Origin of the sequence: Helicobacter cynogastricus, assembly GCF_900197855.1 — a bacterium.
GTDB classification, from domain to species: Bacteria; Campylobacterota; Campylobacteria; order Campylobacterales; family Helicobacteraceae; genus Helicobacter; species Helicobacter cynogastricus.
The window spans coordinates 189963-204933 of the sequence record NZ_FZMQ01000005.1 but is presented as its reverse complement, the minus strand read 5'-3'; the positions used below and the strand labels follow the sequence as shown (position 1 = coordinate 204933).

The following is a 14971-nucleotide window of genomic DNA, read 5'->3' as shown; positions in this document are numbered from 1 at the left end:
AGTAGGCCATTCTAACTAAAAATGCTTAAGGGCTCAACGCAGGAAAACCATAAGTGTTAAGTGGAAAATGTGCAGGATTGGCTAATCTTGCGCCCAAAAACGACATCCCCATCGCCATCGTTTCGTTAAGAAAATGCAACTGGCGCGTCAGCTCTAACAATAATTCTAATTGCAGGGTCTGGGCTTGATGGGCGTATTGGCTATAGGCTTGAGCTTGCTCAATAGGTCCTTGAGCCTCTTGGAGTTGACTAGCTAAAGTTGCATGTAAGGTTTGTAGGCGCGTTTGTAGGGCATTGGAGGAGAAAAACGCGCGCATTTGTTGCGTGCGTGTCAATATAGAAGCCAAATCAGATTGTAGGCGAGCGCGTTGCGTTTCTTTTAAATCTGAATGCGCGCGATCGTATTGTGTTTGAAGCGCGCTATAGCGTTTAAAATCTCCAACCAACAAAGCAGATTGCATTTCTTTCACTCTAGTTGCTTGACTTAGTTTAGCTTGGTTTTGCAAACTCGCTTCGCACAGGAAAGACGCGCGCGCAAAGCCTGTAAGAGACGCATTCTGCGGATTGTGTTCTAATTTCTGCAAAAGAGTTTGTGCGTTTTGGGCTTGGATGGAATGCCCTATAATTTCCCCCTTTTCAAAGTCCAGCCAAGGACATTGGCGTTTTAAAGTAGCATAGTGGCGTTTTTCTAAATTATTATAACGCTGTGTCAGTGCTTCAAAGCGTGTTTGGCGTTCTTGGGCTTGGGTAAGTTGGGCGTGCAAATGTGCTAGCATACTCTCTTGAGGCGCAAGGTTGTAGGCATATGCAAAAGCCTCAGATCGTTCTAAGGTTTTGCGCGTGGTTTCAAGGGTGGTCAGTTGGCCCTTAGCCTGTTCAAGTAAATGTTCATAAAGGCGTAAACTCTCTTGCAATTTAGCAATCATAGTACTTTCATTGGCGTTAGAGGTTGCTAGCTTGGCATTGGCTTGAGTATCTAGGGTGATAATGGGCGCAGCGTGTAAACACACACCTAAGAGTAAGGCCCACCGCATGCAAAATCGCTAAACAACGCCCCTACATGCACACCGCAGAGCTCCATAGAGGCGTATTTATCTAAAATCTTTTGCGCGCCAGATACTAGCACATCACTACGCACCCCATGCGCAATAGACATGCGCGCTTCAATAAAAGCACTGAGTTGATCGCACACTTTTAAAAGAGTCCCGCACACAGGCGTGTAAATATCTTGGTTATATTCTTGCCAGAGCAGGGGCAACTCTAGCACGATCACCTCTTGGCTATGGGGGTCTTTATAGCGATTGGAAAACTCCTCTTGGGTAAAATAGAGTAAATCTGCTTTAAATTCGGGGCTTACATAGCGTAATAGTTTATTTTCCATTTCGTGCGCTTCGATCTCTTTTAAATACGCGTCCAAGCCCTTTACTCCATGCTTGATAGGCGAAATGATGTCGCGAGTCAAAATCTCAGGCAAGTCGTGGAAGAGCCCACCCAAGAAGTGATTAACGCGCATGCTCTCGCACGCGCCCAAGTCAAAGCTGAGTAAAAAGGCGCAAAGCGCGACATAAAGGGCGTGCCCTAGTACGCTAGTAGCGGGTACACGAGGGGTTTGACTCCAGCGTTTTTGAAAACGCAATTGAGCAAACATGGAGGCGAGCAATTTAAGATGGGGCACTTGGCTTAAATACGCGCCATCTAAAAGCAGGGCGTTATCTAGGTTGTCCTTGATCTCTTGTACCCCATACATGCGTGGGTTAAAATCATAGATCAGACTAAATTCCCATGCCGAGACATAATGATGGGCAGCGCGCAAAAGCGCGGATTCTAAATCCTCTGGGGGGTGGCATAGATAGCTGTGCAAATCTTGAAAAAGCGCGTAACCCTCTAACTCCTCTTTGAGCTCTTCTTGCACATAGTCAGCTAAAGCTTGGCGGTGTGTCTCTAAAAGTTGGTAATAGATAGGGGGTTTGATGTCCGTGAGCACCACACGGCTTAAAAATTCGTAGAAAAAATAGGTAATGAGACGGGAATAATTGACCTTTTCGTGCGCGTGCTTGGCTAGCAAGATTGCCAACATCGCCTTATGCGCCTGCTTGTCTAGTTCGCTAAACTCCACCGGACAGGCTTGATCGTTCCAACGGCGGATAGAAGCGGCGATGAAAAGCCGCTTTAAAAGTTTAGTTGTGAGTTTGGGGGCGATCAAAGGTATTTGGGTACAGAGTGGGTCAAGAGCCCCTCTAGTTTTTGATCGGCGGTGGGTTCGCCAATGGCACTAAATTTCCACTCTCCATTGTGTTTATAGAGTTTGCCCAAAATCATCGCCTCCTTGCCCGCAAAGGTCGCGTCTTTGGCAACATTGTAGGCTGCAAAAACGCTATTCACGCGATCGGGACTACCTTCATAAAGACGGATACTCGCAAAGGGAATCTTGTCGAAATCAATATGGGTATAAGAATTGAGTACAAAGACGATTTGATGTACTGCTGGGTCCAAACTATCTAGGGCGATGTTGATCACCTCATTGTCTAGCCCATCATCTCCGCCCACATCCCCGGTGCGATCATCTCCGCTGTGGCGAATGCCTGGAGCACTCTGCTTGCCAAAATACACGCAATCTATGAGATTTTTTTGTTCTCCAAAGAGGGCAACGCTCAAATCCAAGTCCACCGCTTCGGTTTTGGTGTTGCCAAAGAAACCCTTTTTGCTGATCGCTCCCCAGTTAGCCCCCACGCAAAAGACCTTTAAGGCATCTCCATCCTCTTTTTTGAGCGAAATTTTTTGTCCCTTGACTAGGTTAACTGCCATGCTAACCCTCTACATTCACGCCGTATTCTTTACAAAAGCCTACTAAGCCCTCTTTAAAGCCCGCGCCTACAGCTGCAAACTTCCATTCATTCCCTTCGCCCCGATAGAGTCGCCCAAAATTTAAGGCGGTCTCTACAGAAAAATCTTCTTCTAAGTCGTAGCGCACAATTTCTTGCCCGTCATTTTCATCTACCACGCGCACAAACGCCTTACGCACCATGCCAAAGTTTTGTTTGCGTGCATTGGCTTCATGGATGGTAACGACAATGTGAATCTCCGCCACATTGGCAGAGACTTTAGCCAAATCGATTTTGATCACCTCGTCATCGCCCTCACCCGCTCCCGTGCGGTTGTCTCCTGTATGCACTACAGAGCCGTCTTTACTGGTAGAATTGCCATAGAAGACAAAATCCTTATCATCATTGACTTTGTTAGAGGTGTTGGTTAAGAATACAGAAGCGTCTAGGTCAAAATCACTCCCCGTGTCGCTGGTGTTTACATCCCAACCCAAACCAACCAAAATTTTAGAAAGCCCGGGTTTTTCCTTGCTCAAAGAAACGCGTCCACCCTTACTCAAATTAACAGCCATAAAAACTCCTTTTTACAAAATACGCCAACTTTAGCATGGTTTAGTTAACACATATTGTTAAGACATTCCATGATAAAATATTACCAAAGATTAAAAACACAAGGTGGTTTTGTGCGCCAGTGGTTGCCTTATGCGCTTTTTATTGTACTGCTACATGTTTTGGGGTTGGTACTTTTGCTACTTGCTAACCAGTCTAGTTTTTACGCGCTCGCTAGCGGGGCGTATTTGCTAGGCGCGCGCCATGCCTTTGATGCCGATCACATTGCCTGCATTGATAACACCGTGCGCAAACTCACCCAACAGAAGCAAAACGCGATGGGTGTAGGTTTTTACTTTTCTTTAGGGCATTCTAGCGTGGTTTTGCTAATGATTGTTGTAACTGCTTTTGCCGTGCACTGGGCTAGCGAACACACCCCCATGCTTAAGGAAGTGGGTGGAATTATCGGCACTTTGGTCTCCGGCTTCTTTCTTTTGGTTGTGGGAATTTTAAACGCGGTGATCTTAGTGGATTTGATACAGATCTTCCGACAAACGCGCCACAATAAGGATTATAATCAAGAGCTCTTAGAGGCCAAATTACAAGAGAGAGGTTTAATCAGTCGTTTTTTCAAGCCCCTTTTTGCCTTTGTATCCAAATCTTGGCATCTCTATCCAATTGGTTTTCTTTTTGGGCTAGGTTTTGATACTGCCAGTGAAATCGCGCTTATGGCTCTATCTGGGGCTGCGCTCAAACTTAGTATTTTGGGTATGCTCTCCTTACCCATTTTATTTGCCGCGGGGATGAGCCTCTTTGATACCTGCGATGGAATCTTTATGGTAAAAGCCTATGATTGGGCATTTAAAACCCCTGTGCGCAAGATTTATTACAATATCACCATCACTAGCTTAGGCGTGATCGTGGCATTGGTGATCGGGTTAGTGGAGCTTTTCCAGGTGTTGAGCGAAAAAATGCATTGGGAATTTAGCGGAGTCTTAGGCTATGTGCAAAATTTAGATTTCGGGGACTTGGGCTATTATTTGGTTGGCATGTTTGTACTGGTGTGGGCAATTTCTTATGGGATTTGGAAATTTGGACGCATCGAAGAGAGGTGGAGCGGAGGTGTGGCCTAATCGGGTAAAAAATGCACGCTTTTGATATATTTTTAGACGATACTCACAGATAATAATGATTATCATGTTAGAATTTGTGAAAAATATGGAGATTCTAACATGTATTCTTGGCTACCCTACGCTTTAGTCATTATCTTCTTACATTTGTTGGTTGCTATTTTGTTAGTCTTGGCTGATGATCCAGCTTTTTATGGCACAGCTATCACTGCGTATATTTTAGGGAGTCGCCACGCCTTTGATGCCGATCACATCGCCTGTATTGATAACATGGTGCGCAAACTCACCCAGCAAAAGCAAAACGCAATGGGTGTAGGTTTTTACTTTTCTTTAGGGCATTCTAGCGTAGTGGTTTTGGTAACCATTGTGAGTGCTGTTGCCTTCCATTGGATCAAACAACATGCCCCCATCTTGGAAGAAATCGGAGGAGTGCTTGGCATGACTATTGCGGGTGTATTTTTGCTTCTAGTGGGCATTTTAAACACCCTTATCTTGGTAGATCTTTTTAAAGTCTTGCGAGCTAGTTGTGAAAATAAGCACAGCCAAGAGGCCTTAGAAACCATGCTTGATGAAAATAGCTTGATGAAACGCTTTTTTAGCTTTCTCTTTGCTTTTGTTTCTAAAAGCTGGCATATCTTTCCGGTGGGTTTTCTCTTTGGACTAGGTTTTGGCACGGCTAGCCAGATCGCCCTTTTGGCTTTAACGGGCGTAGCCATTGAAACCAGTATTTTAGGCATGTTGGCTTTACCTCTAGCTTTTGCAGCCGGAATGACCTTATTTGATACCTGCGATGGAATCTTTATGGTAAAAGCCTATAATTGGGCTTTTAAAACCCCTGTACGCAAGATTTATTACAATATCACCATCACTAGCTTAGGCGTGATCGCGGCTTTAGGTATTGGAGCGGTGCAACTCTTCCAAGTGTTCACCATCCAAATGCATTGGGAGTTCAGTGGTGCGTTAGGTTATATTCAAGGCTTGGATTTTGAACACTTAGGCTATTATATTGTAGCGATCTTCGTAGGAGTATGGGTAATCTCCTATGGCATTTGGAAGTTTGGGCGCATTGAGGAGAGATGGAGCATGCCCCACTCTCCTAGAGTAGGGCAGAGATCGCTTCGCGCAGATTGAGTAAAGGTTCAGAACCACAAGCAAGAGCCTTTAGGCAGAAAGTGCTATATTCTGCAGGCAAAGTGCAAGGTAAAGCACTTAAACCCCCATTGAGCCCGGATTGATCCAAGAGTTCTTGAATTGCTTCTTGGGAGAGGCGTTTGGTGAAGAAAACAATGTTGAGATAGTGGGTGAATTGATCGAACATGCAAGGATTGGTTAAATCCATGCGCGTAGGATCTAAAATTGTGTTGTCCACAAAAAGAGGGTGCTCTAGCGTGGCGATCTCTAGGGTAGAGTGAAATTTAGAAAAGGCGAATTTCTCCCCATAAGCAATTCGCCCTGCTGTGATAATCTCACTATAGATGAGCTCAGCATGAGGCTTTAGAAGAATATGTGTGTGGTTTTTAAAATGGGCGTTAGCAAAGGGAATCACAGGCAGAGGGGAAAAATCTAGTAGGGCATTTTCCTCCACTATAACATGTGTATCACGGCTAGCATACCCCTCTTCAGTATCAAAGATTTTTTCAAAACTCTGAGAAGAGAGCTTGAGCTGGCAACCCTGCCCGATTTCAATTTTAATATCCTGTGCGTCGCCTTTGAGCATGCCAGCACCCACAACCAAGAGCATGATCTCACTCAACGCACCCTTTTCATGGAAAGGGGGCATGAGCTTAAAAGGGGGACTAAAATAGTTATCAGCAATGATACAACGCCCGTGTGCACCCATGGCGGTTTTTAAATAGAGCTTAGAAGCTTGGGCGTAGGTAGTTTGGTGTGTCATTAGTCTTCTAAGAGAGCGTATTTTTTGATCCAGCCAATCACGCTATCTAAGCCCTCTTTAGAGCGGATATTGGTGAATAAAAAGGGTTTCTCACCGCGCATTTTCTTAGAGTCGCGATCCATCACGCCCAAATCTGCACCCACATAGGGGGCTAGGTCGATCTTATTGATGATAAGTAAATCTGAGCGCGTAATTCCGGGACCGCCCTTTCGTGGGATTTTATCCCCCTCAGCCACATCAATCACAAAAATCGTAAAGTCGGCCAATTCGGGGTTAAAGGTAGTGGAGAGATTGTCCCCCCCACTCTCAATAAACATCAGTTCAATATCGGGGAATTTGGCATGCAATTCCTCCACCGCCTCTAAGTTCATGGATGCGTCTTCTCTAATGGCAGTGTGTGGGCATCCTCCGGTTTCCACTCCAATAATGCGCTCTCTAGGCATAACCGAATTTTTGCATAAAAATTCTGCATCCTCTTTGGTGTAAATGTCATTGGTGATCACCCCAATGCTGTATTCTTGGCTCATCGCACGGGTGAGTGCTTCTATTAGCGCGGTTTTGCCACTACCCACAGGCCCGCAAACACCTATTTTAACCATAATAATCCTTTTTAATTAGTGTTAAGACATGTAAAGTCTGGAATAGAGTCGTTCATGTTGCATGGCTTTAATGTCATTATGAATGCTCGCCGCACATAGATAGGACTCATCCAAGCCCTCTAGGGTTTGTAAAATATTTATAAAATTCTCTTGTAAGGCCAACAAAATGCGTTGCCCGTCATTTTGGGCTAAGGGGATAGTTTTCACGCAGTTAATGACCGCGTTTGAGCTTTGCGCATAGAGGTAATGTTTTAGGGCGATATCTAAATTGAGATCAAAGCAGGCACAAAAGACCCCATAAGCACTAGCATGTGTAGGAGTACTACTTTTTTGTGTATACATGCTAAAAAAGGCATGGGAGGGTAAATCTAATGCCATGAGAGTTTTTAAAAAACGATTGCCCAGTTTTTGATTGGCACTACGCAATTCAAGCGGAGGGGTGGCTAGATTTACACGCTCTTCCATAGCCAAGAGGGATTCTAGCGCGCTCTGTTTGGCATAGGTATAAGCGAGTTTTAAACTAAGCAGATCGCTATAAAGAAATTGTGTACTCAAGAAAGCTTGCATGTAGCTTAGCGCGCTTTCTTTGTTGTGTACCTGTTTGTGCTGGATATAGGTTTCTAGCCCAAAGGAGTGGGTGTAGCTACCAATAGGAAACATAGCATCATTAATTTGAAGCAGAATAAAATCAGTATGCATGGTTATCTTTTAATAACGAGGAGCTGATCGCTCTCTTGGAATTTTAAAGGCGCGCACGAGTCTAGTGGATTGGCATGGGGCGCACTCACGCTAATACGCCTAGAGCTGTCTAATTTGCCTTTTAAAACCTCATGGGACACGCCTAATTTCTCAAAAAGAACCTTTAAAGGCTTGTCAAATGGGGTTTGAAAACTCAAATCTTGATCGCCATAATAGAGCGAGGCGTGGCGGTTGCCTACCTCATAGCAGAGCTTTGCCACTTGGGCGCAATTGCGCGCGTAGACACAGAGAATTTCTGTGGGCAGAATGTTCACACTCACCACACACGATTCATCTTCAAAGAGGATATCCCCATCGCGCAAGCCCATTAAAGGAGGTTTGTCCAATTTGAGGGCGATCTCTAGCCCTCCCTCAGACACCCAACGCCCCATGCGCTTTTGGGTGTCGAACCATTCTAAGTTGACATGGTCGACCACCTTAGCGCGGGGTTGGTCAAAAATATTCCCTAAAATGGCGTGCGTGCGGATCATCTCACACCCAGTGTTGGACAAAGAGCAACCAAGCAGGAATCCAAGCGGTGATGATGCCTTCTATAATGGCGAGCCAAGGTACAAAATTTCCTAACTTGATTTTCAAGACCTCTTCGATCCAACCGGTAAGCCAGAGCACACCCCAAGCCAACCAAATGAATGCCCACCAATCTCCTTCAGTGATTCCTAGCATTTTATGGTCGTCTAGGGCATCAGAATAGTGCGAGAGGATCGCTGCAGGAATGGTGTTAATTGTTACAAAGAGACAATACCAACCATAGGGACGCCAGTCTAGTTTATAAACATTGTTGATCGCAGCGTAGAGATAGGTAAAGCCAAACAGCAAGCCTGTAGCTGGGCCATAGAAGTTAATGAGGTGATGTGAAACCTGTGCCACATCCTCAGGCCCTGTTACCACAGGTGTTGGGTTGAAAGCCGAATACACGATAGCAACGATGTTGCACACAATGCTAAGCCCACCCACAAAGAAATTCATCACGGCCTTACTCTTTGGATCCACCCCGGCAAGTCCAGAAACGCCGTTGCTGATCAAAACGATCGCAACATACAAGAGAACCAATCCTAACATTACCTAATCCTTTGGTAAAGATTTGAGGGTTTTTAGTACAGACAAAGCCGAAAAACCTCTCTTGAGTTCATTATAAATCAGTAAAGTAAATCAATGACCCCCTCCGACTTAACCCCCTCCTCTTTTTGAACTACGCTCTTTTTACCACACCCTAGAACAAGTTATAGAGCTGAGCTAAGCTGATCACATCAGCAGCCTTAGAGGTTACTTTTTCCCCATCAACTTTCACCTCATAGGTTTCTGGATTAACATCGATGTGGGCGGTTACATCGTTGAATTTGAGATCTTTTTTAGTGATATTGCGGCAGTTGTGCACGGGCAATACCACTTTTTCTAGCCCCAATTTCCCTTTAATATCATCCTCATAGGCAGCTTTGGATACGAAAGTGATGCTGGTATCGTATTTTGCTTTCCCATGATGACCAAACATTTCGCGATAATACACGGGCTGAGGAGTAGGGATAGAAGCGTTCGCATCACCCATTTGAGAGAGAGTAATGAAACCACCCTTGATAATCATGTTGGGTTTAATGCCAAAGAATGCAGGACTCCAAAGCACGAGGTCGGCGAATTTGCCTACCTCTACAGAACCCACATAGTCAGAAATGCCGTGTGCGATAGCGGGATTGATAGTATACTTGGAAATATAGCGTTTAATGCGGAAATTGTCATTATCGCCCTTTTCCTCTTTCAAGCGACCAAATTCTTTTTTATTTTTGTCCGCTGTTTGCCAAGTGCGTGTAATGACTTCGCCCACACGCCCCATAGCCTGAGAGTCGGAGCTAGTGATAGCAAAGATACCCATGTCATGCAATTTATCTTCAGCCGCAATGGTTTGAGGGCGGATACGAGAATCGGCAAATTGCACATCCTCTTTGATATTTTTGTCTAGGTGGTGGCAAACCATCAACATATCCATGTGTTCAGCTTCAGTGTTTTTAGTGAAGGGAATAGTGGGGTTAGTTGATGCAGGAAGGATATTGTACTCTCCAGCCATTTTAATGACATCCGGAGCGTGTCCACCGCCCGCACCTTCAGTGTGGAAAGTGTGGATAGTGCGCCCAGCGATAGCTTCTAGGGTATCTTCCACACAGCAAGCCTCATTGAGAGTATCAGTGTGGATGGCTACTTGCACATCGTATTCATCAGCAATGTTGAGGCAGTGGTGAATAGCTGCAGGTGTGCTACCCCAGTCTTCGTGGATTTTAAAGCCTAGCGCACCAGCTTTCACTTGATCCACCAAAGAAGGTTCATAGGAAACATTGCCTTTCCCAAAAAAGCCCAAATTCATAGCATACTCTTCAGCGGCGCGGAGCATACTTTTTAGGTTATTGCGTCCGGGGGTGATGGTGGTCGCATTCGTACCATCAGCAGGACCAGTACCCCCACCAATCATGGTAGTAACCCCACTAGCTAGCGCAGTAGGAATTTGTTGGGGGGAAATAAAGTGGATGTGAGTATCAATACCGCCAGCTGTAACAATAAGCCCTTCGGCCGCTAGTGCTTCAGTAGCAGGACCTACACAAAGATTGTTGTGTACACCATCTTGAATGTCTTTGTTGCCCGCTTTACCAATGCCAGCAATTTTGCCATCTTTAATGCCAATGTCAGCTTTGTAAATACCGCTGTAATCTACAATCAAGGCATTGGTAATAACCAAATCTAACTCTTGAGTGCTAGGACTATTAGTTTGGCCCATCCCATCACGGATAGTTTTTCCGCCCCCGAATTTAATTTCCTCTCCATAGACGGTATGATCGTGTTCGACTTCTAAAATGAGGTCTGTGTCGCCCAAACGGACTTTATCGCCCGTTGTGGGGCCGTACATAGAAACATATTCTTTTCTAGAAATGGTTTTCATTATATTCTCCTTTTATTTTACTTCCCTACTTTGCTTTCTCGCCACTGCAACCGCAATGTACACTACCAAAGCCTTTTTCTTTTGCGCGTTTCAAGCCCAACTTCTTACCATCGGCATCGGCTTGGCGATCTACCAAAGCGTTAAAGCCATAAACGCGTTTGTTGCCTCCGATTTCGATAAGTTCCACGGTCTTTGTCTCACCAGGTTCAAAGCGCACAGCAGTACCAGAGGCGATGTCCAAGCGTTTACCATAGGCTTTTTCACGATCAAAATCCAAGAGTTTGTTGACTTCAAAGAAGTGGAAGTGTGAACCTACTTGTACAGGGCGATCACCTTTGTTTTTAACTTCCAAAGAAATAGACTTGCGTCCTGCATTCAAAACAATAGGCTCTTCTTTCAAGAAAAATTCTCCGGGGTGAAGTTTGCCATTGTCCTCAATGGGGGTGTGGATAGTTACCAGTTTAGTTCCATCAGGGAAATTAGCTTCAATCCCTACTTCATGAATCATGCTCGCTACACCATCCATGACATCCTCTTTTTTGAGTAGAGTCCTACCTTCTTGCATAAGGTCTGCTACAGATTTTTTACCAGCACGCGCCTCTTCCATCACATGTGCACTAATGAGTGCTACAGCCTCAGTATAATTAAGCTTAATACCTCTAGCTTTGCGTTGCTTTGCCAACTCGCCTGCATAGTGGAGCATCAATTTGTCCAACTCTTTAGGGGTTAGTTTCATCCTAAACTCCTTTTGTAAAATGGTTTTATTGAATAGCCAAGCTATCAACAAAACGGATTGTAGTCTATTTTTGTTAATATTTTTCTACACAGATATAATATTATTTATTCGTTCTTTATCTTACGGGGAATGGCGGAGAGAAAGGGATTCGAACCCTTGAAGGCTTGCACCTTACACGCGTTCCAGGCGTGCTCCTTCAACCACTCGGACATCTCTCCAAAGGCTGACCATTCTAGCACATTCTCATTAAACAGCCCTAAAGACTCAAAAAATTTTTAAAGATCACTCCGTCCATTCTCATTTTTAAGGCCTCTTCTATGTGTTGTTGTCCATCTATGACCCACAAAATTCGTACATCCAGCAAGTAATCGTTAACCAAGCTTTGATAGTCCTGTGGGCGGTGATTTACCAACAGATAAGAGGGCTTAAAATTGACCATAAGAGCCCATTCCAAGGGATTCTCAATAAATACGGCGTACTTAACTTGCTCTTGTGTGCAATGCTGGGCAAGCTCACAGGCGTTTTCTAAATGCGCGTGGAAATAGACAACACTATTTGTAGGGGTTTGTGCAATTTGGGCAATCTGATCAATAGAGATAAAGATAGGGCATGGGATTTGAGAGTGTCCAAAGATGAGCATTAAGCCCCCTTGTGCAAGCAATGTTGACTGCAAAATACGCGCCCCTGCTTGGTGATTGCTTCCTCACTGGATACATAGGTCTTACACACGGCACATTCAACTAAGTTTTCCACCCCATCTTTTTTCTTGGGGGTTTTTGGGAATTTAGAGACTCTAGAGATAAGGTAAATGATCCAGCCGATGAGAAAGATCGCGACTAAGAATTTCATAGAATTTCCTTTTGGCGGTAAAAATAGACTCTTTTGCCATAAACAAAACGCTCACTAGGCAAACTAACGATCTCTTGTTCTAGCAAGCTCCCTTTATAAAATAAGAAATATCCCCCCGCTTTTAAAAAGGGATCGCTTAAATGCAAGAGTTCTTGAGCGTTCATTAGAGCTCTTGAAGTGATAAGGTCTACTTGTATGGGGGAGAGCTCTTGAAGACGCACGCGCTTAAGCGTGATGTTTTGTAAATTGAGCGCGCTTTTTACATGGTGTAGAAAGGCGATTTTTTTAGCGTTTGGCTCTAAAAGGGTGAAATGCGCGCTAGGAAAATGTAGAGCCAAAGGAATGGCCGGAAAACCCGCCCCACTTCCTATATCTAAACAAGTGTTAAAAGGTTTGAGGAAATTGCACACCTGTAGGCTGTCTACAATTTGGGTTTGGATTTGAGCTAAATTTTTAACCCCGCTTAAGGCGTGGATTTGATTCCACTCCAACAAAAGCGCGCTAAAGCGATCTAAGGAAGTCATAAAATAAGCATTCCATCGCCATAAGAATAAAAGCGGTAGGCGTGATCTTTGGCGATCTGGTAGAGTTGTAGGCATTTCTCCAGCCCTACCATAGAGGCGACCAGCATGAGCAAAGTAGACTCGGGGAGGTGAAAATTAGTGAGCAGAGCATGCACGTATTGCACGGGGTTACCCGGGTGTAAAAAGAGATTGCAGGGCTTGTCTACATTCCCTCTTTTATAATGCTCCACGCCTCTTAGCGCGGTTGTGCCCACGCAGAGGATATAGGGCGCGCAATCCAAAGCCTGTCGTGTTTCTTGAGGGATAAACAACGCCTCAGCATGCATGGGGTGTTCTCTAATGTCCTCACATTCCACGCCCAAGAAAGTCCCCGCGCCTACATGCAAAGTTAAAAAGGCATGTTTAAAATGGGATAAAAGATGCGCCTTGGCGCGCTCTGAAAAATGCAAGGATGCAGTGGGCGCAGCAATGGCCCCGGGGTGTTTAGCAAATACACTTTGATAGGCGCGCTCATCTGCGGGGGTGTCCGCACGCTTGAGATAGGGTGGAATAGGCACATGGCCTAAGCACTCCAACATCTCTAACACCCCCTCCCAGTTTAGGGAACTTTGGCGGTAATAAAAGCGCGCTTGGCGCAAAGGGGCAGGAGGGTTGAGCACTTCACAGGAATACCCATCCTCTAGCTCAATCAAACCCCCTTGAGGCACGCGTCCTTTAATTTGGAGGACGAAACTTTGAGCGTTGAGGGGATGATGGATTAACAGCTCTACCTTGCCCCCGCTTTTTTTACGCCCATAAAGGCGCGCCTTGATCACTTTAGTGTCATTGAGCACAATGAGCGCGTTTGGAGGGAAGAAGTCAAAGACATGGGTAAAGGTGCTATGACTCACACGATCGCGTGCGCGCTCATAGACCAAGAGTTTAGCGTGCTCTGGTGGCTCAAGCGGAGTAGAGGCGATGCGCTCAGCACCTAGCTCATAATGATAACTGGTGCGCAAAAACTCTTTAGGAATGCTAGACATGCGAGTCTTCTTTAGGGGCGGGGTTGACCATTTTGGCAATGAGAATGGAGAGTCCATACAGGCCAATAAGAGGGAGTGCCATAAGAATTTGGCTCATCACATCTGGGGGGGTGATAATGGCAGCTACCACAAAGATCACCACAATGGCGTATTTAAAATAACTTTTTAGAGTTGCGTCCGTAATGAGACCCATTTTTGCCAAAAAGAACGCTAAAACAGGCAATTCAAACGCCACACCAAAGCCTAAGATCAGGCGTGTAAAGAAGCTCACATAGCTGGAAGCGGAAATGTTGGCCTCAAAAAGCGCGCTCCCAAAATTGGCCAAGTAGTGGATCACAAAGGGGAACACCACATAATAGGCAAAACACGCCCCGATGACAAACATGCCTGTACCAAAGAAGACAAAAGGCAACGCCATCTTTTTTTCATGCTTATAGAGCCCGGGTGCGATAAAGAGCCAAAATTGCCAAAAAATGACGGGAGTTGCCACCACCAAAGAGGCTAAGAAACTCACTTTGATCGCAACCATGATTCCCTCAATGGGGGAAATTTGAATCAATTTGCCCGCATAGGAAGCCCTAACCCATGCGAAAATATGATCCCAAAAACTAAAACAGAGGAGAAACGCACCCACCAACACCGCCACGCAAATCAGCAACCTTTTGCGCAACTCCTCGAGATGAGGTTTTAAATCTTCAAACATCGGAAGTCTTTTTGGGGGGTTTGGCTAAACTCACTTTAGGAGGCTCAGGAGGTGGATCGGCCTGCACCTCAGAGGAGAGCGCGTCTAGGGGATTAGCATGCGCAATACTGCTCCTAATATCCTCTTGCACTTGCTGGAGGTCTTTAAGTTCGTGATCAAAAGCTCCTTTGATCTTATCTCCCTCATTTTCAAAGAGCTTTTTATACTCTAAACTCTCTTGTTTCAAGCTCTCTAAATGCAATTCCTGATCCAGGGTGTCTTTGGCCTCACTGAGAGTTTTTTTTACCGCTCTGAAGAAGCGCGCCATATCCACCATTGCTTGGGGGAATTTCTCTGGCCCTAAAAAGATAATGGCCACCACTAGAATCACGACCAGTTCAAAAAAGCCTATTCCAAACATGCGGGCATTATAGCATATCCATTTATTAAGGCTTAATTTTTTAATAAGTTAATTTTTATTATAGT

The 14971-nt window shown here is 45.0% G+C and carries 19 protein-coding genes and 1 tRNA gene; 2 read left to right on the top strand and 18 right to left on the bottom strand.

The annotated features are described in order from the left end of the window. Positions 1–25: 25 nt before the first annotated feature. The 4 genes from C6H00_RS02315 to C6H00_RS02300 are packed head-to-tail and all read right to left on the bottom strand — an operon-like array spanning position 26 to position 3393. Positions 26–1033 (bottom strand): hypothetical protein, encoded by a 1008-nt coding sequence (locus tag C6H00_RS02315; RefSeq protein ID WP_104749429.1) that lies wholly within the window; start codon positions 1031–1033, stop codon positions 26–28. After that, positions 1012–2208, bottom strand: a complete 1197-nt coding sequence (locus tag C6H00_RS02310) for an HD domain-containing protein (protein WP_104749428.1) — start codon at positions 2206–2208, stop codon at positions 1012–1014. The genes C6H00_RS02315 and C6H00_RS02310 overlap by 22 nt, the downstream gene beginning before the upstream one ends. Beyond that, positions 2199–2804: a TerD family protein gene (locus tag C6H00_RS02305; RefSeq protein WP_104749427.1), complete on the bottom strand. Its 606-nt coding sequence runs from the start codon at positions 2802–2804 to the stop codon at positions 2199–2201. The genes C6H00_RS02310 and C6H00_RS02305 overlap by 10 nt, the downstream gene beginning before the upstream one ends. Before the next feature lies 1 nt (position 2805). Continuing rightward, positions 2806–3393 (bottom strand): TerD family protein, encoded by a 588-nt coding sequence (locus C6H00_RS02300; RefSeq protein ID WP_104749426.1) that lies wholly within the window; start codon positions 3391–3393, stop codon positions 2806–2808. A 111-nt stretch (positions 3394–3504) separates the two neighbouring features. On the opposite strand from C6H00_RS02300, the gene C6H00_RS02295 reads away from it, so the two are divergent. Further along, entirely contained in the window at positions 3505–4503 is a 999-nt protein-coding gene (locus C6H00_RS02295) for a HoxN/HupN/NixA family nickel/cobalt transporter (protein ID WP_104749730.1), read from the top strand. A gap of 99 nt (positions 4504–4602) precedes the next feature. Next, positions 4603–5631 carry a HoxN/HupN/NixA family nickel/cobalt transporter gene (locus tag C6H00_RS02290; RefSeq protein WP_104749425.1) on the top strand — a complete coding sequence of 343 codons (1029 nt, stop codon included), beginning with the start codon at positions 4603–4605 and terminating at the stop codon, positions 5629–5631. Here the strand turns inward: C6H00_RS02290 and C6H00_RS02285 are convergent. From C6H00_RS02285 to tatB, 14 genes are all read right to left on the bottom strand, one after another. Beyond that, positions 5597–6394, bottom strand: coding sequence for an urease accessory protein UreD (locus tag C6H00_RS02285; RefSeq protein WP_104749424.1), 798 nt, complete (start codon positions 6392–6394; stop codon positions 5597–5599). The genes C6H00_RS02290 and C6H00_RS02285 overlap by 35 nt on opposite strands. Then, on the bottom strand, positions 6394–6993 hold the full coding sequence (gene ureG, locus C6H00_RS02280; RefSeq protein ID WP_104749423.1) for an urease accessory protein UreG: 600 nt from the start codon (positions 6991–6993) through the stop codon (positions 6394–6396). The genes C6H00_RS02285 and ureG overlap by 1 nt, the downstream gene beginning before the upstream one ends. Positions 6994–7014: 21 nt before the next feature. Then, on the bottom strand, positions 7015–7692 hold the full coding sequence (locus C6H00_RS02275; protein WP_104749422.1) for an urease accessory protein UreF: 678 nt from the start codon (positions 7690–7692) through the stop codon (positions 7015–7017). 2 nt (positions 7693–7694) lie between these two features. Next, a complete protein-coding gene (locus C6H00_RS02270) occupies positions 7695–8222 on the bottom strand; it encodes an urease accessory protein UreE (protein ID WP_104749421.1) in 528 nt (175 codons plus the stop codon). A gap of 1 nt (position 8223) precedes the next feature. Beyond that, positions 8224–8811: an AmiS/UreI family transporter gene (locus tag C6H00_RS02265; protein ID WP_104749420.1), complete on the bottom strand. Its 588-nt coding sequence runs from the start codon at positions 8809–8811 to the stop codon at positions 8224–8226. A 151-nt stretch (positions 8812–8962) separates the two neighbouring features. Continuing rightward, the gene (gene ureB, locus C6H00_RS02260; RefSeq protein WP_104749419.1) at positions 8963–10672 is read right to left on the bottom strand and encodes an urease subunit beta; all 1710 of its coding nucleotides are present in this window, start codon (positions 10670–10672) and stop codon (positions 8963–8965) included. Between the two features lie 25 nt (positions 10673–10697). Beyond that, positions 10698–11408, bottom strand: coding sequence for an urease subunit alpha (gene ureA, locus C6H00_RS02255; RefSeq protein ID WP_104749418.1), 711 nt, complete (start codon positions 11406–11408; stop codon positions 10698–10700). A gap of 130 nt (positions 11409–11538) precedes the next feature. Further along, a tRNA-Ser gene (locus tag C6H00_RS02250) sits at positions 11539–11626 on the bottom strand. A 38-nt stretch (positions 11627–11664) separates the two neighbouring features. Beyond that, positions 11665–12048 (bottom strand): hypothetical protein, encoded by a 384-nt coding sequence (locus C6H00_RS02245; protein WP_199769149.1) that lies wholly within the window; start codon positions 12046–12048, stop codon positions 11665–11667. Then, the gene (locus C6H00_RS02240) at positions 12048–12257 is read right to left on the bottom strand and encodes a PP0621 family protein (RefSeq protein WP_104749416.1); all 210 of its coding nucleotides are present in this window, start codon (positions 12255–12257) and stop codon (positions 12048–12050) included. Before C6H00_RS02240 ends, C6H00_RS02245 begins: the two co-directional genes overlap by 1 nt. Beyond that, the gene (gene rsmG, locus C6H00_RS02235; protein ID WP_104749415.1) at positions 12254–12781 is read right to left on the bottom strand and encodes a 16S rRNA (guanine(527)-N(7))-methyltransferase RsmG; all 528 of its coding nucleotides are present in this window, start codon (positions 12779–12781) and stop codon (positions 12254–12256) included. The genes C6H00_RS02240 and rsmG overlap by 4 nt, the downstream gene beginning before the upstream one ends. Continuing rightward, positions 12778–13803, bottom strand: a complete 1026-nt coding sequence (gene queA, locus C6H00_RS02230) for a tRNA preQ1(34) S-adenosylmethionine ribosyltransferase-isomerase QueA (RefSeq protein WP_104749414.1) — start codon at positions 13801–13803, stop codon at positions 12778–12780. The genes rsmG and queA overlap by 4 nt, the downstream gene beginning before the upstream one ends. Continuing rightward, the gene (tatC, locus tag C6H00_RS02225; RefSeq protein ID WP_104749413.1) at positions 13796–14506 is read right to left on the bottom strand and encodes a twin-arginine translocase subunit TatC; all 711 of its coding nucleotides are present in this window, start codon (positions 14504–14506) and stop codon (positions 13796–13798) included. Before tatC ends, queA begins: the two co-directional genes overlap by 8 nt. Beyond that, entirely contained in the window at positions 14499–14906 is a 408-nt protein-coding gene (gene tatB, locus C6H00_RS02220; RefSeq protein ID WP_104749412.1) for a Sec-independent protein translocase protein TatB, read from the bottom strand. The genes tatC and tatB overlap by 8 nt, the downstream gene beginning before the upstream one ends. Between the last annotated feature and the right edge of the window lie 65 nt (positions 14907–14971).